Raw genomic sequence first — 16,256 nt, 5'->3', positions numbered from 1 at the left:
GCCACGATGCCGATGTCCGCAAAGGGAGATCCCCGATGAGTTATTTCCTCGATCGCTTGCAGTTCTTCAAGCGTGACCCCCAGACCTTTGCCGATGGCCATGGTTTTGCCAAGAGCGAGGGCCGCGACTGGGAAAACAGTTACCGCGCCCGCTGGCAGTACGACAAGATCGTACGATCCACCCATGGCGTGAACTGCACCGGCTCCTGCAGCTGGAAGATCTACGTCAAGAACGGCCTGGTCACCTGGGAAACCCAGCAGACCGACTACCCGCGCACGCGCCCGGACCTGCCCAACCATGAACCGCGTGGCTGCCCGCGTGGCGCCAGCTATTCCTGGTACCTGTACAGCGCCAACCGGCTGAAGTACCCGCTGATCCGCGGCACGCTGCTGCGCCTGTGGCGCGAAGCACGCAAGAGCAAGGCCCCGGTCGATGCCTGGGCCAGCATCGTGGAGGACAAGGAGAAGGCGCGTTCGTACAAGACCCGCCGCGGCATGGGTGGCTTCGTGCGCCTGCAGTGGGAAGAGGCCAACGAGATCATCGCCGCCTCCAACCTGTATACGGTGAAGCAGTACGGCCCGGACCGCGTGGTCGGGTTCTCGCCGATTCCGGCGATGTCGATGGTGTCCTACGCCGCCGGTGCGCGATATTTGTCGCTGCTGGGTGGCGCCTGCCTGTCCTTCTACGACTGGTACTGCGACCTGCCGCCGGCCTCGCCGCAGATCTGGGGCGAGCAGACCGACGTGCCCGAATCGGCCGACTGGTACAACAGTCGCTACATCATCGCCTGGGGCTCGAACGTGCCGCAGACGCGTACGCCTGATGCACATTTCTTCACCGAGGCGCGCTACAACGGCACCAAGACGGTGGCGATCTGCCCGGACTATTCCGAGCTGGCCAAGCTGACCGACCACTGGCTGCACCCCAAGCAGGGCACCGACGCGGCGCTGGCCTTTGCCTTCGGCCATGTGATCCTGCGCGAGTTCCATGTTGATTGGCCCTCGCAGTATTTCCAGGACTACTGCCGCCAGTACTCGGACATGCCGATGCTGGTGCGTCTGGAGCGTCGCGACGATGGCCGCCTGGTGGCGGGCCGCTTCCTGCGTGCCAGTGAGCTGGGCGGGCTGGGTGAAGCCAATAACCCGGACTGGAAGACCCTGGCCTACGACGAGAACAGCGGCCAGATCGTGGTGCCCAACGGCTCGATCGGTTTCCGCTGGGGCGAGAAGGGTCGTTGGAACATCGAAGAGAAGGCCAGCAACGGCGCCGACACACGCCTGCGCCTGAGCTTGTCCGACGCCAACGACGGCATCGAGGCGGTGAGCTTCCCGTACTTCGGTGGCATTGAAAGCGACGGCTGGACCGCTGCACCGGCCGAAGAAGTACTGGACCGCAACATTCCGGTGCGCCGGCTGGCCACGGCCGATGGCGGCGAGACGCTGGTGGCCACGGTCTACGACCTGCTGCTGGCCCAGTATGGCGTTGACCGTGGCTTTGGCGGCGGCAACGTGGCATCGAGCTTCGATGACATGGTGCCGGGCACGCCGGCGTGGCAGGAGCGCATCACCGGCGTGTCGCGCGCCGAGGTGATCGAGATCGCGCGAGAGTTCGCGCGTACCGCCGACAAGACCCACGGCCGATCAATGATCATCGTCGGCGCGGGCATGAACCACTGGTTCCACAACGACATGAACTACCGCGGCCTGATCAACATGCTGATCATGTGCGGCTGCGTGGGCCAGACCGGTGGCGGCTGGGCGCATTACGTGGGCCAGGAAAAGCTGCGCCCGCAGACCGGCTGGCAGCCGCTCGCATTCGGCCTGGACTGGAGCAAGCCGCCGCGCCACATGAACGGCACTTCGTTCTTCTACTTCAACACCGGGCAGTGGCGCTACGAGAAGCTGCAGGTGGACGAGCTGCTGTCGCCGCTGGCCGATGCGAGCAAGTACGGCGGCAGCCTGGCCGACCTGAACCTGCGCGCGGTGCGCATGGGCTGGCTGCCGAGCACCCCGCAGCTGGACCGCAACCCGCTGCAGCTGGTACGCGAGGCCGAAGCGGCCGGCGTGGCCCCGGCGGACTATGCGCTGGGCAAGTTCAAGGACGGCTCGCTGGACTTCGCCTTCGCCGACCCGGACGCCAGCCAGAACCACCCGCGCATGATGTTCATCTGGCGCTCGAACCTGCTGGGTTCCTCGGGCAAGGGCCACGAGTACATGCTGCGGCACCTGCTGGGTACGCGCCACGGGCTGCAGGGCAAGGACCTGGGCGAAATGGGCGCAGTGAAGCCGCAGGAGGTGAAGTGGCGCGACGAGGCGCCGGAAGGCAAGCTGGACCTGCTGGTCACGCTCGACTTCCGCATGTGCACCACCGCGCTGTACTCGGACATCGTGCTGCCGACGGCAACCTGGTACGAGAAGGACGACCTCAACACCTCGGACATGCACCCGTTCATCCACCCGCTGTCGAAGGCGGTGGACCCGGCCTGGGAATCGCGCAGTGACTGGGACATCTTCAAGGAGGTGGCCCGCACCGTGAGCGAGATGGCGCCGGGCGTGCTGGGTGTGGAGAAGGACCTGGTGCTGGTGCCGACCCTGCACGACACCCCCAACGAGCTGGGCATGCCGTTCGGCGTAGCCGACTGGAAGAAGGGCGAGTGCGAGGCCATTCCGGGCCAGACCATGCCGTCGATGACGGTGGTTGAGCGTGACTACCCGAACCTGTACCGCAAGTTCACCTCGCTCGGCCCGCTGCTGGACAAGCAGGGCAACGGCGGCAAGGGCATGAGCTGGGATACCAAGCACGAGGTCGAGTTCCTCGGCAAGTTGAACCACACCGTGCACGAAGAAGGCGTAAGCCAGGGCCGCCCGGCCATCTCGACCGCGATCGACGCGGCCGAAGTGATCCTGCACCTGGCGCCGGAAACCAACGGCCACGTGGCGGTGAAGGCCTGGGAATCGCTGGGCACCTTCACCGGCCGCGAGCACACCCACCTGGCCGTGGGAAAGGAGCACGAGGCGATCCGCTTCCGTGACATCCAGGCACAGCCGCGCAAGATCATTTCCTCGCCGATCTGGTCGGGCCTGGAAGACGACAACGTCAGCTACAACGCCGGCTATACCAACGTGCACGAGCTGATTCCGTGGCGCACGGTGACCGGTCGCCAGCAGTTCTACCAGGACCATGAGTGGATGATCGACTTCGGCGAGGCCTTCATGAGCTACCGGCCGCCGGTCAACACGCGCACGGTGGAGCCGCTGCTGAACCAGCGCCCGAACGGCAACAAGGAGATCGTGCTGAACTGGATCACCCCGCACCAGAAGTGGGGCATCCACAGCACCTACAGCGACAACCTGATCATGCAGACACTGTCGCGCGGTGGCCCGATCGTGTGGATCAGCGAGGACGACGCGCGCAGCGCCGGCATCGTCGACAACGACTGGATCGAGCTGTTCAACGTCAACGGTGCGATCGCCGCGCGTGCGGTGGTCAGCCAGCGCGTGATGCCGGGCATGGCGATGATGTACCACGCCCAGGAACGCATCATCAACGTGCCGGGCTCGGAGATTTCCGGCACCCGCGGCGGCATCCACAACTCGGTGACCCGCATCGTGCTCAAGCCGACCCACATGATCGGCGGCTACGCGCAGCTGGCCTATGGCTTCAACTACTACGGCACCTGCGGTACCAACCGCGACGAGTTCGTGATCGTACGCAAGATGGACAAGATCGATTGGTTGGACGATGAGCAGCCTGCTGGTGCTTCGGCATCGGCCAGCAAGGAGGTGGTGTGATGAAGGTCCGTGCACAGATCGCGATGGTGCTGAACCTGGACAAGTGCATCGGCTGCCACACCTGCTCGATCACCTGCAAGAACGTCTGGACATCGCGCGAGGGCGTCGAGTACGCCTGGTTCAACAACGTGGAAACCAAGCCGGGCATCGGTTACCCGAAGGAATGGGAGAACCAGGACAAGTGGAACGGCGGCTGGGTGCGCACCCGCGCCGGCAAGCTGGTGCCACGCGCGGGTGGCCGCTGGCGCATGCTGGCCAAGATCTTCGCCAACCCGGACCTGCCGCAGATCGACGACTACTACGAGCCGTTCGATTTCGACTACCAGAACCTGCACACCGCCAAGGACAGCCAGCACCAGCCCACCGCGCGGCCGCGTTCGCTGATCAGTGGCGAGCGCATGCAGAAGATCGAGTGGGGCCCCAACTGGGAGGAGATCCTCGGTTCGGAGTTCAGCAAGCGCTCGCGCGACTACAACTTCGACCAGGTGCAGAAGGAGATCTACGGCGCCTTCGAGAAGACCTTCATGATGTACCTGCCGCGCCTGTGCGAGCACTGCCTGAACCCGGCGTGCGTGTCGGCGTGCCCCTCCGGCGCGATCTACAAGCGCGAGGAAGACGGCATCGTGCTGATCGACCAGGACAAGTGCCGCGGCTGGCGCATGTGCGTGTCGGCCTGCCCATACAAGAAGATCTACTACAACTGGAAGAGCGGCAAGTCGGAGAAGTGCATCTTCTGCTACCCGCGCATCGAGATGGGTGAGCCGACCGTGTGCTCGGAAACCTGCGTGGGCCGCATCCGCTACCTGGGCGTGATGCTGTACGACGCCGACCGCATTGCCGAGGCCGCTTCGGTGGCCGCCGAGAAGGATCTTTACCAGGCCCACCTGGACATCTTCCTGGATCCGAACGATCCGGCGGTGATCGCCGCCGCGCGCAAGGAGGGCATCCCGGACAGCTGGCTGGAGTCGGCCAAGCAGTCGCCGGTGTACAAGCTGGCGATCGACTGGAAGCTGGCGCTGCCGCTGCACCCGGAATACCGCACGCTGCCGATGGTCTGGTACGTGCCGCCGCTGTCGCCGATCCAGTCCGCCGCCGAGCGTGGCCGCGTGGGCATGAGCGGCGAACTGCCGGACGTGGCGTCGCTGCGCATTCCGATGCGCTACCTGGCCAACCTGCTGACGGCCGGTGACGAGGCGCCGGTGGTACGCGCGCTGGAACGGCTGATGGCGATGCGTGCCTGGCGCCGGGCCAAGAACGTGGACGGCGTGGAAGACACCGCGGTGCTGGAACAGACCGGGCTGAGCATCGCCCAGGTGGAAGAGATGTACCGCTACCTGGCCATCGCCAACTACGAGGACCGCTTCGTGATTCCGACCGGCCACCGCGAGTACGCCAACGACGCCTTCGGCGAGCGCGGCGGCTGCGGCTTCACCTTCGGCAACGGCTGCAATGGTGACAGCCCGGCTGACCTGTTCGGCCAGCGCAAGACCACCACCTTCGTGGTGGACAAGGGCCCGAACCACCGCCGCAAGGAGGTGGTGTGATGAGCGTGCTCAAGCTGGTCGGGGTGTTGCTGGACTACCCCCACGAAGAACTGTGGGAGCACGGCGAGGAACTGCTCGCCGCCTGTGACGACCCGGCGCTGAACGCCACCCGCCGCCAGCAGCTGCGCAGCTTCGTGCAGCAGCTGCTGGCCACCGATGCGCTGGATGCGCAGGCGGCGTGGCTGGCCAGTTTCGACCGCGGCCGCTCGATGAGCCTGCTGCTGTTCGAGCACATCCATGGCGAGTCGCGCGACCGCGGCCAGGCCATGGTCGATCTGGTCGAAACCTACCGCCGCAACGGCTTTGAACTGGATGCCCGCGAGCTGCCGGATTACCTGCCGTTGCTGCTGGAATTCCTGGCCCATCGCCCCGGCAGCGAGGCCCGCGAGTGGCTGCACCACATCGGCCATATCGCCGGGATGCTGGCGGCGCGTGCCGCCGAGCGTGAGCTGCCGCACCGGGTGCTGTTCGAGATCCTGGTCGAAGCCGGTGACGGCAAGGCCGATCTGCAGGCGCTGCGCCAGCGTGCCAGCGAGGAAGTCCGCGACGATACCGCCGAGGCCATGGACCGCTTGTGGGAGGAGGAGGCGGTGCGCTTCGGCGCCGAAGCCCCCGCCGAAGACTGCAAGCCGCCCGTGCGTTCGCCGGCCCGTCCTTCGCATCGAGAGGTCCAGCCATGAGTTACTCCCTGCATCAATTCGCCTTCCAGTACTACCCGTACATCGCCGTGGCCGTGCTGCTGATCGGCAGCTGGGCCCGCTATGACAAGGCCATGTACACCTGGCGCACCGGCTCCAGCCAGATGCTGTCGGACAAGGGCATGCGGATCGGCAGCAACTGCTTCCACATCGGCATCCTGGCCATCCTCGGTGGCCACCTTGTCGGTCTGCTGACCCCGCACGCAGTGTACGAGCACTTCATCACCTCCTCGCAGAAGCAGATGCTGGCGATGGTGGTCGGTGGTGTGTTCGGCGCACTGTGCTTCATCGGCATCAGCATCCTGCTGGTACGCCGCCTGTTCAACGCGCGCGTGCGGGCCACCGGCAGCTTCGGTGACACCCTGGTGCTGGTGTTGCTGTTCGCCCAGCTGTGCCTGGGCCTGTACAGCATCCGCATCTCGTCCGGCCACCTGGACGGCGGGGTGATGGTGCAGCTGGCCGAGTGGGCGCAGCACATCGTGACCTTCCGTGCCGGTGCCGCCGACTACATCGAGGGCGTCAGCTGGGTCTACAAGATGCATATCTTCCTGGGCCTGACCCTGTTCCTGATCGCGCCGTTCACCCGCCTGGTGCACGTGTGGAGCATTCCGATCAGCTACCTGTGGAGGCCGTACCAGGTGGTGCGCCGCCGCCAGGCCACGCTGCGCTACGGGCCGCGGGAGTAAGCCATGGGCAGCCTGCCGAAGTTCCTGCCGATCACCGTGATCGACTCCGCCGCGCCGGTTCCTGCCGAGGCGCATTCGCATCACCATGACGCGGCAGCGCAGGGGGCGCGCTCGCTCGGGCAGCCGGCGCCGTGCCGGCTGTTCGTGGACGAGACCGCGATCAGCGAGGCCGACATCGCCCGCGAGATGCAGCACCATCGGGCGATGCGCCCGGAACAGTCACGTGCCGAAGCGGCACGTGCACTGGTGGTGCGCGAGCTGCTGCGCCTGGAAGCGCAGCGGCTGGGCCTGCAGGCACCGGAGGGCAACCGGGTAAGCGATGAGGAAGTGCTGATCCAGCAACTGCTGGAAGACGCGATCGAAGACCGCGTGCCGACCGATGAAGACTGCCGGCGCTACTTCGTGCAGAACCCGGAGCGCTTCCGCTCTCCCGACCGTGTGCGCCTGCGCCATATCCTGCTGGCCGCGCCGGCCGACGACGTGGCTGGGCGCTTCGCCGCACGTACCGAGGGCGAGCGGCTGGTCGGGCTGCTGAAAGAGTCGCCGCACCTGTTCGCCGATTTCGCCCTGCGCCATTCGCGTTGCCCATCCAGCAGCGAGGGCGGCGACCTGGGCTGGCTGCAGCGTGGGCAGACCACGCCGGAGTTCGACCGCCAGGTGTTCCGCCTGCGCGAGGGCCTGGCCGGTTTCCCGGTGGAATCGCGCTGGGGCTACCACGTGGTCTGCGTCGATGCACGCGAGGAAGGCCAGCCGCAGCCGTTCGATGCCGTGTTGCCGCAGCTGCGCGACTACCTGGAACTGCAGGTGCGCCAGCGCGAGGTGCAGGCCTACCTGCTGCAGCTGCAGGAACGCTACCCGGTGCGCGGGCTGGATGCGATCGAAGCCGAAGCGGATATCGGCTGAAGCGGATATCGGCTGAATCCCCATGAACGAGGAGAATTCATGAACCAGGCCCTTGCCCCCGCCAGTGCCGGTCAGCAGCAACGTGCGCTGTGGCTGACTACGTTCGCCTTCACCGTGTGCTTTGCGGTGTGGATGATCTTTTCGATCATCGGCATCCAGATCAGTCAACAGCTCGGCTTGAATGACACCCAGTTCGGCCTGTTGATCGCCACGCCGGTGCTGACCGGTTCGGTCAGCCGGGTCTTCCTCGGCATCTGGTCCGACCAGTTCGGTGGCCGCAAGGTGATGGTGCTGGTGATGCTGTGTGGCGCAGTGGCCACCTGGATGCTGACCTACGCGCAGACCTACACCCAGTTCCTGATTGCCGCGCTGTGCGTGGGCATCGCCGGCGGCAACTTCTCGGTGGGCGTGGCCTACGTCTCCAAGTGGTTCCCGGCCAGCAAGCAGGGCACCGCGCTGGGCATCTTCGGTGCCGGCAACATCGGCTCGGCGGTGACCAAGCTGCTGGCGCCGCTGGTGATGGTGGCAGCCGGCTGGACCATGGTCGCCAAGGTCTGGGCCGTTGCGCTGGCTGTCACTGCGGTGCTGTTCTTCCTCTTCAGCAAGGAAGACCCGTCGCTGGAGCAGCGCCGCCGCGAGGGCGTGAAGCCGGTGCCGTTCGCCGAGCAGATGGCACCGCTGAAGAACCTGCAGGTCTGGCGGTTCTCGCTGTACTACTTCTTCGTGTTCGGCGGCTTCGTGGCGCTGGCGCTGTGGCTGCCGCACTACCTGGTGGGCGCCTATGGCATGGACGTGGGCCATGCCGGCATGCTGGCGGCGTGCTATTCGATCCCGGCCAGCCTGTTCCGCGTGGTTGGTGGCTGGATGTCGGACCGGATGGGCGCGCGCCGGGTGATGTACTGGACCTTCGGCGTGTCGGCCATCTGCACCTTCCTGCTGGCCTACCCGGATACCGAGTATGTGGTGAAGGGCATCCATGGCCCGATCCACTTCCATCTGGCCATCGGCGTGGTGATGTTCACCGTGCTGGTGTTCGTGCTGGGCTTCTTCATGTCGCTGGGCAAGGCCGCGGTCTACAAGCACATCCCGGTGTACTACCCCAAGCACGTGGGTGCCGTGGGCGGCGTGGTCGGCATGATCGGTGGTCTGGGTGGCTTCATCCTGCCGATCGTGTTCGGTGCATTGAACGATGCGGTGGGCATCTGGAGCAGCTGCTTCATGCTGCTGTTCGTGCTGGTGGCCGCTGCGCTGGCATGGATGCACTTCGCGATCCGTCGCATGGAACGCCGCCACTTCCCGCAGATCGACCGCGAAACCGATCTGCCCGAAGCCATCGATGCGGCCGCCGGCGAGCGGTTGCGCGGCGGGTGACGGTCTTTGCCGGCGAGCGGCCGGCACTACCAGGGCGGCGCGCCGTGCGTCCGTTGATCGTTCGCGCGGCGGGTGAAGGGTGCTGCCGGCCAGCGGCCGGCACTACCAAATGGTGGGTGAAGGGGTAGTGCCGGACGCTGGCCGGCAGCAACCGCCAGATGCGCCACGCTTGATTTCAATCAGGGCCACGCGAAGAGGAACGCCCGAAGATGTCTGCCATGAGCTTCCACGTTGACGAGAGCGAGGACACTGCGCTGCAGGCTGCATTGCTGCGGCAACCGCGGCACGTGCTGTTTCCGCCGGCTGACCAGTTCAGTACTGGTTTTGGCGAAAGCGGCTGGCGCGCTGCCATGCGCGCCAGCAATGAGCACCTGATCCCACGCGGCTTGACGCTCGGCTTCCAGGCCGGTCGTGGCGGGCGCGATGTGCCGCCGCAGGCCTATCTGGACACCTTGCTGCTGGCGCTGCGGCTGCAGGCCGACGTGCTGGCCGAGGACCGTGAAGTGGTGGCGATGGTACTGCAGCTGGGGCTGGCCGAGACGTTGCCGCCGCCGCAGCTCGGCCAGCTGCTGGATGCGGTGCCGCAGCACCTGCGCACCGTGGCGCGGCCCCAGGTGGAGGTGCGGCTGGACGCAGGCAGCGCGCTGGCGCCGGCGCAGCTGCGTGCGGTGGGCTGCACCCGTTTGAACGTGATCGATCGCGCCGATGCACCGGGGCCGACCCTGCTGGCACAGGCGCGACAGGTGGGCTTCACCGCGCGCTACTACCAGTTGCGGGTACCCGGCAGCGAGGACGCTGGCTTCATTGAACGGCTGCACGAGGTGCTGGCCGAGGCACCGGAGCGCATCCTGCTGCCGGCGCCGTGTGCGCTGCCAGAATACCCCTCGGCCGTCCATTGGCTGCAGGCCTGGCGCCTGCTGCGCGCTGCGGGTTACGAACCGATTGGTGGCGATCACTATCAGCGCGGCGATCTGCCGAACCCGCACGGTCCGGGCGATGGCCAGCGCCATTGCGATCTTGCCAGCGTGCCACGCCGCGACCGCAGTGATTTCATCGGGCTTGGCCTGTCTGCCTGCAGCCAGATCGGCGAGGTGTTCTACCGGCTGGAGGACGAACTGGGCGAATGGCGTGCGCGGCTGCAGGCGGGTCACATGGGAGTCTCCGCCGGGCTGATCCTGTCCGAGGACGAGCGGTTGGTGGCCGAAGTGGCGCAGAGCATCGCCTGTGACCACGCCCTCGATGCGGCTGCCTTCGAGTGGCGCAACGATGAACCGTTCGAGGAATGTTTCGCCGAACAGCTGCCCGCGTTGTCGCCGCTGCTGGCACGCGGCTGGGCGCAGTGGGATGCGCGCGTGCTGCGCCTGGCCGAAGAAGGGCGCCTGCTGTGGCGTATGATGGCCGCATGCTTCCGGCCGGCGGCCGCCATCGCTTGAGTCTTGCCCCGATGTCTTCAATTCCGCCTTCGCAGGGCCGTCTCGGCCGGGCCACACCCAACCCCGCCGCCGCCGATGATGGCGACGCACTGCACTTCTGCAGCACCTGCGCGTTCTCCGACGCATGCATGTCGCAGGGTTACGACAAGACCGCACTGGGCGACCTGCACGTGCTGGTCGACCATGTCGGTCCGTTCCATGCAGGTGACTACATCTTCCGCGCCGGCGAATCGTTCGATTCGATTGCTGCGGTGCGCGCGGGCATGGTCAAGACCTTCGTCGATGACAGCCAGGGCAACGAGCAGGTGCTGGGCTTCAGCCTGCCGGGCGAAGTGATCGGCCTCAACGCGATCCACGGTTCGCGCTTCCCCTGCAATGCGGTGGCGCTGGACACCGTGCACCTGTGCCGCATCTCGTTCCCCAAGCTCAGCCTGTTGGCGACCCGCATGCCGGGGCTGCAGGCCAAGCTGTTCAGCCTGCTCAGTGCGGAGATCGGCAAGGTCGCGACCCTGGCCGCCAACCACCGTACCGAAGAACGCATGGCCGCGTTCCTGCTGGACATGTCCGAGCGCTACGCGCGGCGCGGTTTCTCCGCCACGCGCTTCAACCTGACGATGGCGCGTACCGAGATCGCCAATTACCTGCGGATGGCGCCGGAAACCGCCAGCCGCGTGCTGCGCCGCCTGAGCGATGATGGGATCATTGCGGTGAAGCAGCGCGAGATCCTGTTGCTGCAGCCCGAGCGCTTGGCAGCGCTGGCGGTGGCCGACGAATCCGATCCGAACTGAACCTGGCCGGGAGCCGACGATGAAGCGAGCTGGACTGTTGTTGCTGGGACTGCTGGCTACGGTACCGGCCTGGGCGGCCGAGCTGACGGTGTCGGCGGCTTCGAGCCTGACCGAGAGCTTCCGCGAGCTGGGCGCGGCGTATGAGAGGGCGCACCCGGGAACCAAGGTCGATTTCAACTTCGCCGCATCCGGCGTGCTGCTGCAGCAGATCAGCCGTGGCGCACCGGTGGATGTGTTCGCGTCGGCCGATGAAACCACGATGGACCAGGCCCAGCAGCAGGACCTGCTGGCGGCCGGTACCCGCGAGGTGTTCGCGGTGAACGCGCTGTGGGTGGTGGTGCCACCGCAGGCCAGGGCCGCGCCGCGCACCTTGAAGGACCTGGCTGGTGCCGGTGTGCAGCGCGTTGCGCTGGGCAACCCGGACAGCGTGCCGGTCGGCCGCTATGCCACGGGCGCGCTGGAAGCGGCGGGCCTGTGGCCGTCGGTGCAGGGCAGGATCATCACGACGCAGAACGTGCGCCAGTCGCTGGATTACGTGGCGCGCGGTGAAGTGGATGCCGGCTTCGTCTATGCCACCGATGCACAGGCGATGCCCGACCGGGTGCGCCGCGCCTTCGCGGTTCCGGTGGCGGGGCGCATAGCCTATCCGCTGGCGGTGACCAGGGCCAGCGCGCAGCCGGCCGAAGCCAGGCGCTTCACCGCCTTCGTGCGTTCGGCGCAGGGCCAGGCGATCCTGGCCAAGCACGGGTTCGGCAAGCCCTGACGCATGGATCTGGACTGGAGCGCACTGGGGTTGTCGCTGAAGGTGGCCGGCTGGGCCACCGCGATCAATCTGGTGCTGGGCGTGGCACTGGGCGCGCTGCTGGCGCGGCGGCGCTTTCCCGGCCGCGAGCTGCTGGATTCGCTGCTGACCCTGCCGATGGTGCTGCCACCGACGGTACTGGGCTATTACCTGCTGGTGCTGATCGGCCGCAACGGCCCGATCGGCGCGTGGCTGCAGTCGTGGTTCGGCATCAACCTGGTGTTCACCTGGCAGGCCGCGGTGATCGCCGCGGCGGTGGCTTCGCTGCCGCTGGTGTTCAAGCCGGCACGCGCGGCGTTCGAAGAAGTGGACGGGCAGCTGGAGCAGGCCGCGCGCACGCTTGGAGTTTCCGAAGCAGCGGTGTTCTTCCGCGTCACGCTGCCGCTGGCGTGGCGCGGCATTCTTGCCGGCCTGCTGCTGGCCTTCGCACGCGCGATGGGTGAGTTTGGCGCGACATTGATGGTGGCCGGCAGCATTCCGGGACGCACGCAGACGCTGTCGATCGCCATCTACGAGGCGGTGCAGGCCGGCCAGGATGGCAAGGCCAATGCGCTGGTGATCCTGACTTCGGTGGTGTGCATCGTGATCCTGTTGCTGGCAGCGCGGCTGGTGGGCGGACGTCGCCGGGAGCTGCGTGATGTGGCTTGACCTGCAGGTGCAGCGCCGCCTGCAGGCGGCCGGCCAGGATTTCGTGTTGGACGTATCGCTGCAGTGCACGCAGCGCCAGGTGGTGCTGTTCGGGCCTTCAGGCGCCGGCAAGAGCCTGACCCTGAAGGCGGTGGCCGGGCTGCTGCGGCCGGGCCAGGGCCATGTGCGCCTGCAGGGGCAGACCCTGTTCGACGCGGCCACCGCTGTGGATCTGCCGCCGCAGCGCCGCCGGCTGGGCTACGTGTTCCAGGATTACGCGTTGTTCCCGCACCTGAGCGTGCGCCAGAACGTGGCGTTCGGGCTGCAGAAGGGTTGGCTGAATCCGCGGGTCGGCCAGCGGTTTGATGCGGTGGAGCAGTGGCTGCACGCATTCCGCATCGACACGGTGGGCGACCTGCTGCCGTCGCAGGTCTCCGGTGGCCAGCGCCAGCGCACTGCATTGGCGCGCGCCCTGGTGACGCAGCCGCAGGCGCTGCTGCTGGATGAGCCGTTCTCCGCACTGGACCATGACCTGCGCCAGCATCTGCGTCAGGAGCTGGAAACGGTGCTGGACCGGACCGGCATCCCGTTGCTGTTGATCAGCCACGATCCACAGGACGTGGCCATGTTCGGTCAGCAGGTGGCGCGCGTGGTGGATGGTCGCATCGTCGGCGGTTGACCCGTGATGGACGCACCGGCGATGGTTGGTCACATCTGATGGTAGTGCCGGCCGCTGGCCGGCAACCTCGGTATCCTGAGCAGCCGGCCAGCGGCCGGCTCTACCGTGATGCACGGGCGATGGTTGGCTACATATTCTGGTAATGCCGGTCAGCGGCCGGCTCTACCGTGATGCACAGGCGATGATTGGCTACATGTTCTGGTAGTGCCGGCCGCTGGCCGGCAACCAAGGGATACTGGGCAGCCGGCCAGCGGCCGGCTCTACCGTGATGCACAGGCGATGATTGGCTACATGTTCTGGTAGTGCCGGCCGCTGGCCGGCAACCAAGGGATACTGGGCAGCCGGCCAGCGGCCGGCTCTACCGTGATGCACAGGCGATGATTGGCTACATGTTCTGGTAGTGCCGGCCGCTGGCCGGCAACCAAGGAGTACTGAGCAGCCGGCCAGCGGCCGGCTCTACCGGTCCAGGATTCGTGCAGTCCAGTGGTACGATCAATACAGCTCACAGTGCGTGCGGCCTTCACCGCGCAGCGCGTCCCAGCGTCCCTCGCCGCCGATGGCATCGATGGCCTCGCGCACCGCGCCCTCCAGATGGCGCTTGTTGCCGCACAGGTAAAGATGCCCGCCGCAGACCAGGACGTCGCGCACTTCGCTGGCGCGCTGCTGCAGCACATGCTGCACATAGATCTTTTCAGCGCCATCGCGCGAGAACGCGGTATGCAGGCCGGCCAGCACGCCACGCGCGTGCCAGTCCTGCAGCTGGTCGCGATACAGGTAATCGTGCTGGCGGTGCTTCTCGCCAAACACCAGGTGCACCTCGCGTTCGCAGCCGTTGGCCTGCAGCTCCTGCATCAGGCCCATCAGCGGTGCGATGCCGGTGCCGGTGCCGACCAGCAGCAGCGGCGCCTGGCCGGTATCGGGCAGGTGGAAGCCAGGGTTGGAGCGGCAGTACACACGGGCGTGGTCGCCGCCATGCAGCAGGCTGCCGGTGGCAGTGCCGAAGCGTTCGCGGCCGCGCAGGGTGTAGCGCACTTCGCGCACGCACAGGCTCAGCTGGTCGTCGCACGGGTGCGAGGCGATCGAATAGGCACGCGGCAGCCGCGGTGACAGCAGTTCGCGCAGCCGGGCAAGCGGCACGCTGTCCGGCGTGGCGTGGTCCTGCAGCACGTCCAGCAGGTCCAGGCCGTGCAGGTAGGCTTCCAGCTCGCGCTTCTGGCTGACCTTCAACAGGCCCTTCAGTACCTCACTACTGCCGAGCTTGGCCAGTTCGCGCAGCACGCCCTTGCTCAGCAGGCGCAGCTCGCGGTCGTGCAGGGCGGCCACGGCGGCGGTGTCGCCGTACCAGGTAGCCAATGCCTGCAGCAAGGCAGGGTCGTTCTCGGGTACCACGTGCAGGGTGTCCCCCGCGCGGTAGGCCATGCCACTGCCGGCAATGTCCAGTTGCAGGTGCCAGGCGGCCGGGTCGCTGCTGTTCAAGCGGCGGCGTTCGAGGATGGGAGCGGCAAAGGCATTGTCTTCGCCATAGGCGGTGACCTGCAGGTGCAGGTGCTGGCCAGCGCTGAGGTCGCCATCCAGCACCTGGCCGAGCACCGGCTGCCATTGCTGGAAGAACTGCTCGTAGCCCAGATCGGCGTCCACCCGATGCAGCAGCGGCTGCGCCTGGCGCTCGCTCAGCGCGGCATCCAGCGCCTTGGTGAAGCCGCAGAAGCTCGGGTAGCCGGTATCACCGAGCCCGAACACTGCATAGCGCAGGCCGCTCAGCGTCGGGATCTGGCGCAGCGTTTCGAAGAACTGCTCGCCATTGGCTGGCGGCTCACCGTCACCGAAGGAACTGGAGATCGCCAGCAGCACATCGCCTTGGCCGAGACTGGCTACGTCGATGTCGTTGAACGGGAGCACCTGCGGCCCATGCGGCTGCAGTTCCGCGCCCAGGCGCTGGGCCAGGGCGCGGGCGTTGCCCGACTCGGACGCGAAACCCACCAGCAGACGGCTGAAGGGCGTACTGGTCGGGAGAGCGTTCACGCGGCCTCGTAGAAGTCGTCGAACTTTTCCTTGCTGAACTCGACCAGGTCGTAGTTCTGCATCAGGTCGTTCACCACGCGGCGGATGCTGATGTAGGAGGTGATGTTGCCGTCTGCGTCGAACAGCGGCTGCACGGTGGTGTCGACCACGTAGAGCACGCCGCCCTTGCCGAGGTTGGGCACGATGCCGGTCCAGGTCTTGCCGGCCTTGATGGTGTCCCACATGTCCTTGTATACGGCCTTGGGCACGTCCGGGTGGCGCACGATGCTGTGCGGCTGGCCGATCAGCTCTTCGCGGGCGAAGCCGGTGAGCGTGCAGAACAGGTCATTGGCGTAGGTGATGTTGCCCTGCAGGTCGGTGGTGGAGATCACCATGACGTTCTGCATGGCGTTCAGCAGCTGGGCGTTGTCGGGGGTGTAGCTCATCGCAGGGTCCTTGTGGATGCCGGCCGCGCCGGCGTGTTCGGGTCCTGCATAGGAATACGCCCGCGCGGCGGCGGGCGGTTTGACATTGGTCAAGCGCGTAGCGCGAAGGCCTGCGACCGGGTGTCGCAGGGTGAGTCTCTTAAAGACCAATCCAGCTCGGCTCAGGCGGCACGTGGGATTGCCAACAGCCGGGCATGGGCTCGGCCCCATCGCAGGAGACACGGGCAGGAGGCGGGCGCATGTCATGTGTACTGAGCTCATGACGTGTTGTCACAAAGAAATCGCCATGGCTTCACGGTTGATTGATCGCATGCAGGGCTATTGTCGTCCTGAGCCTCTCGCTGACGTCCCCCACGTCCTGCGTCGACTTCCTTCCCACCATCAGCGCCCGTCCGGGCGCCGCTGGCGTCCGTCTGCCTGAAATACCCGAGAGCCCCTCCCATGGCCCGCGCTGTCCAGTCCGCTTCATCTGTTGCGACCTCTCCCG

At 66.6% G+C, this 16,256-nt stretch carries 13 protein-coding genes; 11 read left to right on the top strand and 2 right to left on the bottom strand.

Annotated elements, in window-relative coordinates; genetic code table 11:
* The first annotated feature begins 35 nt into the window (after positions 1–35).
* From CKW06_RS13715 to CKW06_RS13665, 11 genes are all read left to right on the top strand, one after another.
* Positions 36–3,791: a nitrate reductase subunit alpha gene (locus tag CKW06_RS13715; RefSeq protein ID WP_038646080.1), complete on the top strand. Its 3,756-nt coding sequence runs from the start codon at positions 36–38 to the stop codon at positions 3,789–3,791.
* Positions 3,791–5,335 (top strand): nitrate reductase subunit beta, encoded by a 1,545-nt coding sequence (gene narH, locus CKW06_RS13710; RefSeq protein ID WP_032959969.1) that lies wholly within the window; start codon positions 3,791–3,793, stop codon positions 5,333–5,335. The genes CKW06_RS13715 and narH overlap by 1 nt, the downstream gene beginning before the upstream one ends.
* A complete protein-coding gene (narJ, locus tag CKW06_RS13705) occupies positions 5,335–6,015 on the top strand; it encodes a nitrate reductase molybdenum cofactor assembly chaperone (protein WP_038646078.1) in 681 nt (226 codons plus the stop codon). Before narH ends, narJ begins: the two co-directional genes overlap by 1 nt.
* Entirely contained in the window at positions 6,012–6,719 is a 708-nt protein-coding gene (narI, locus tag CKW06_RS13700) for a respiratory nitrate reductase subunit gamma (protein ID WP_010485313.1), read from the top strand. The genes narJ and narI overlap by 4 nt, the downstream gene beginning before the upstream one ends.
* Before the next feature lie 3 nt (positions 6,720–6,722).
* On the top strand, positions 6,723–7,622 hold the full coding sequence (locus CKW06_RS13695) for a peptidylprolyl isomerase (RefSeq protein ID WP_032959967.1): 900 nt from the start codon (positions 6,723–6,725) through the stop codon (positions 7,620–7,622).
* A gap of 39 nt (positions 7,623–7,661) precedes the next feature.
* Positions 7,662–8,993 (top strand): MFS transporter, encoded by a 1,332-nt coding sequence (locus CKW06_RS13690; protein ID WP_038646068.1) that lies wholly within the window; start codon positions 7,662–7,664, stop codon positions 8,991–8,993.
* A gap of 218 nt (positions 8,994–9,211) precedes the next feature.
* On the top strand, positions 9,212–10,426 hold the full coding sequence (locus CKW06_RS13685) for an oxygen-independent coproporphyrinogen III oxidase (RefSeq protein ID WP_038646065.1): 1,215 nt from the start codon (positions 9,212–9,214) through the stop codon (positions 10,424–10,426).
* 11 nt (positions 10,427–10,437) lie between these two features.
* Positions 10,438–11,214 (top strand): helix-turn-helix domain-containing protein, encoded by a 777-nt coding sequence (locus tag CKW06_RS13680; RefSeq protein WP_010485317.1) that lies wholly within the window; start codon positions 10,438–10,440, stop codon positions 11,212–11,214.
* A gap of 19 nt (positions 11,215–11,233) precedes the next feature.
* A complete protein-coding gene (modA, locus tag CKW06_RS13675) occupies positions 11,234–11,977 on the top strand; it encodes a molybdate ABC transporter substrate-binding protein (protein ID WP_038646061.1) in 744 nt (247 codons plus the stop codon).
* Between the two features lie 3 nt (positions 11,978–11,980).
* A complete protein-coding gene (gene modB / locus CKW06_RS13670; RefSeq protein WP_005409908.1) occupies positions 11,981–12,664 on the top strand; it encodes a molybdate ABC transporter permease subunit in 684 nt (227 codons plus the stop codon).
* Positions 12,654–13,322, top strand: coding sequence for a sulfate/molybdate ABC transporter ATP-binding protein (locus tag CKW06_RS13665; RefSeq protein ID WP_038646058.1), 669 nt, complete (start codon positions 12,654–12,656; stop codon positions 13,320–13,322). The genes modB and CKW06_RS13665 overlap by 11 nt, the downstream gene beginning before the upstream one ends.
* 492 nt (positions 13,323–13,814) lie before the next feature.
* Here CKW06_RS13665 and CKW06_RS13660 read toward each other — a convergent pair whose 3' ends face one another.
* Together CKW06_RS13660 and CKW06_RS13655 are read right to left on the bottom strand one after the other, a co-directional pair.
* On the bottom strand, positions 13,815–15,344 hold the full coding sequence (locus CKW06_RS13660; RefSeq protein WP_038646055.1) for a diflavin oxidoreductase: 1,530 nt from the start codon (positions 15,342–15,344) through the stop codon (positions 13,815–13,817).
* Positions 15,341–15,769 carry a PAS domain-containing protein gene (locus CKW06_RS13655; protein ID WP_005409905.1) on the bottom strand — a complete coding sequence of 143 codons (429 nt, stop codon included), beginning with the start codon at positions 15,767–15,769 and terminating at the stop codon, positions 15,341–15,343. The genes CKW06_RS13660 and CKW06_RS13655 overlap by 4 nt, the downstream gene beginning before the upstream one ends.
* Positions 15,770–16,256: the final 487 nt, after the last annotated feature.

Origin of the sequence: Stenotrophomonas maltophilia, assembly GCF_900186865.1 — a bacterium.
Lineage (GTDB): Bacteria > Pseudomonadota > Gammaproteobacteria > Xanthomonadales > Xanthomonadaceae > Stenotrophomonas > Stenotrophomonas maltophilia.
This window is presented reverse-complemented; position numbering and strand designations above follow the sequence as displayed.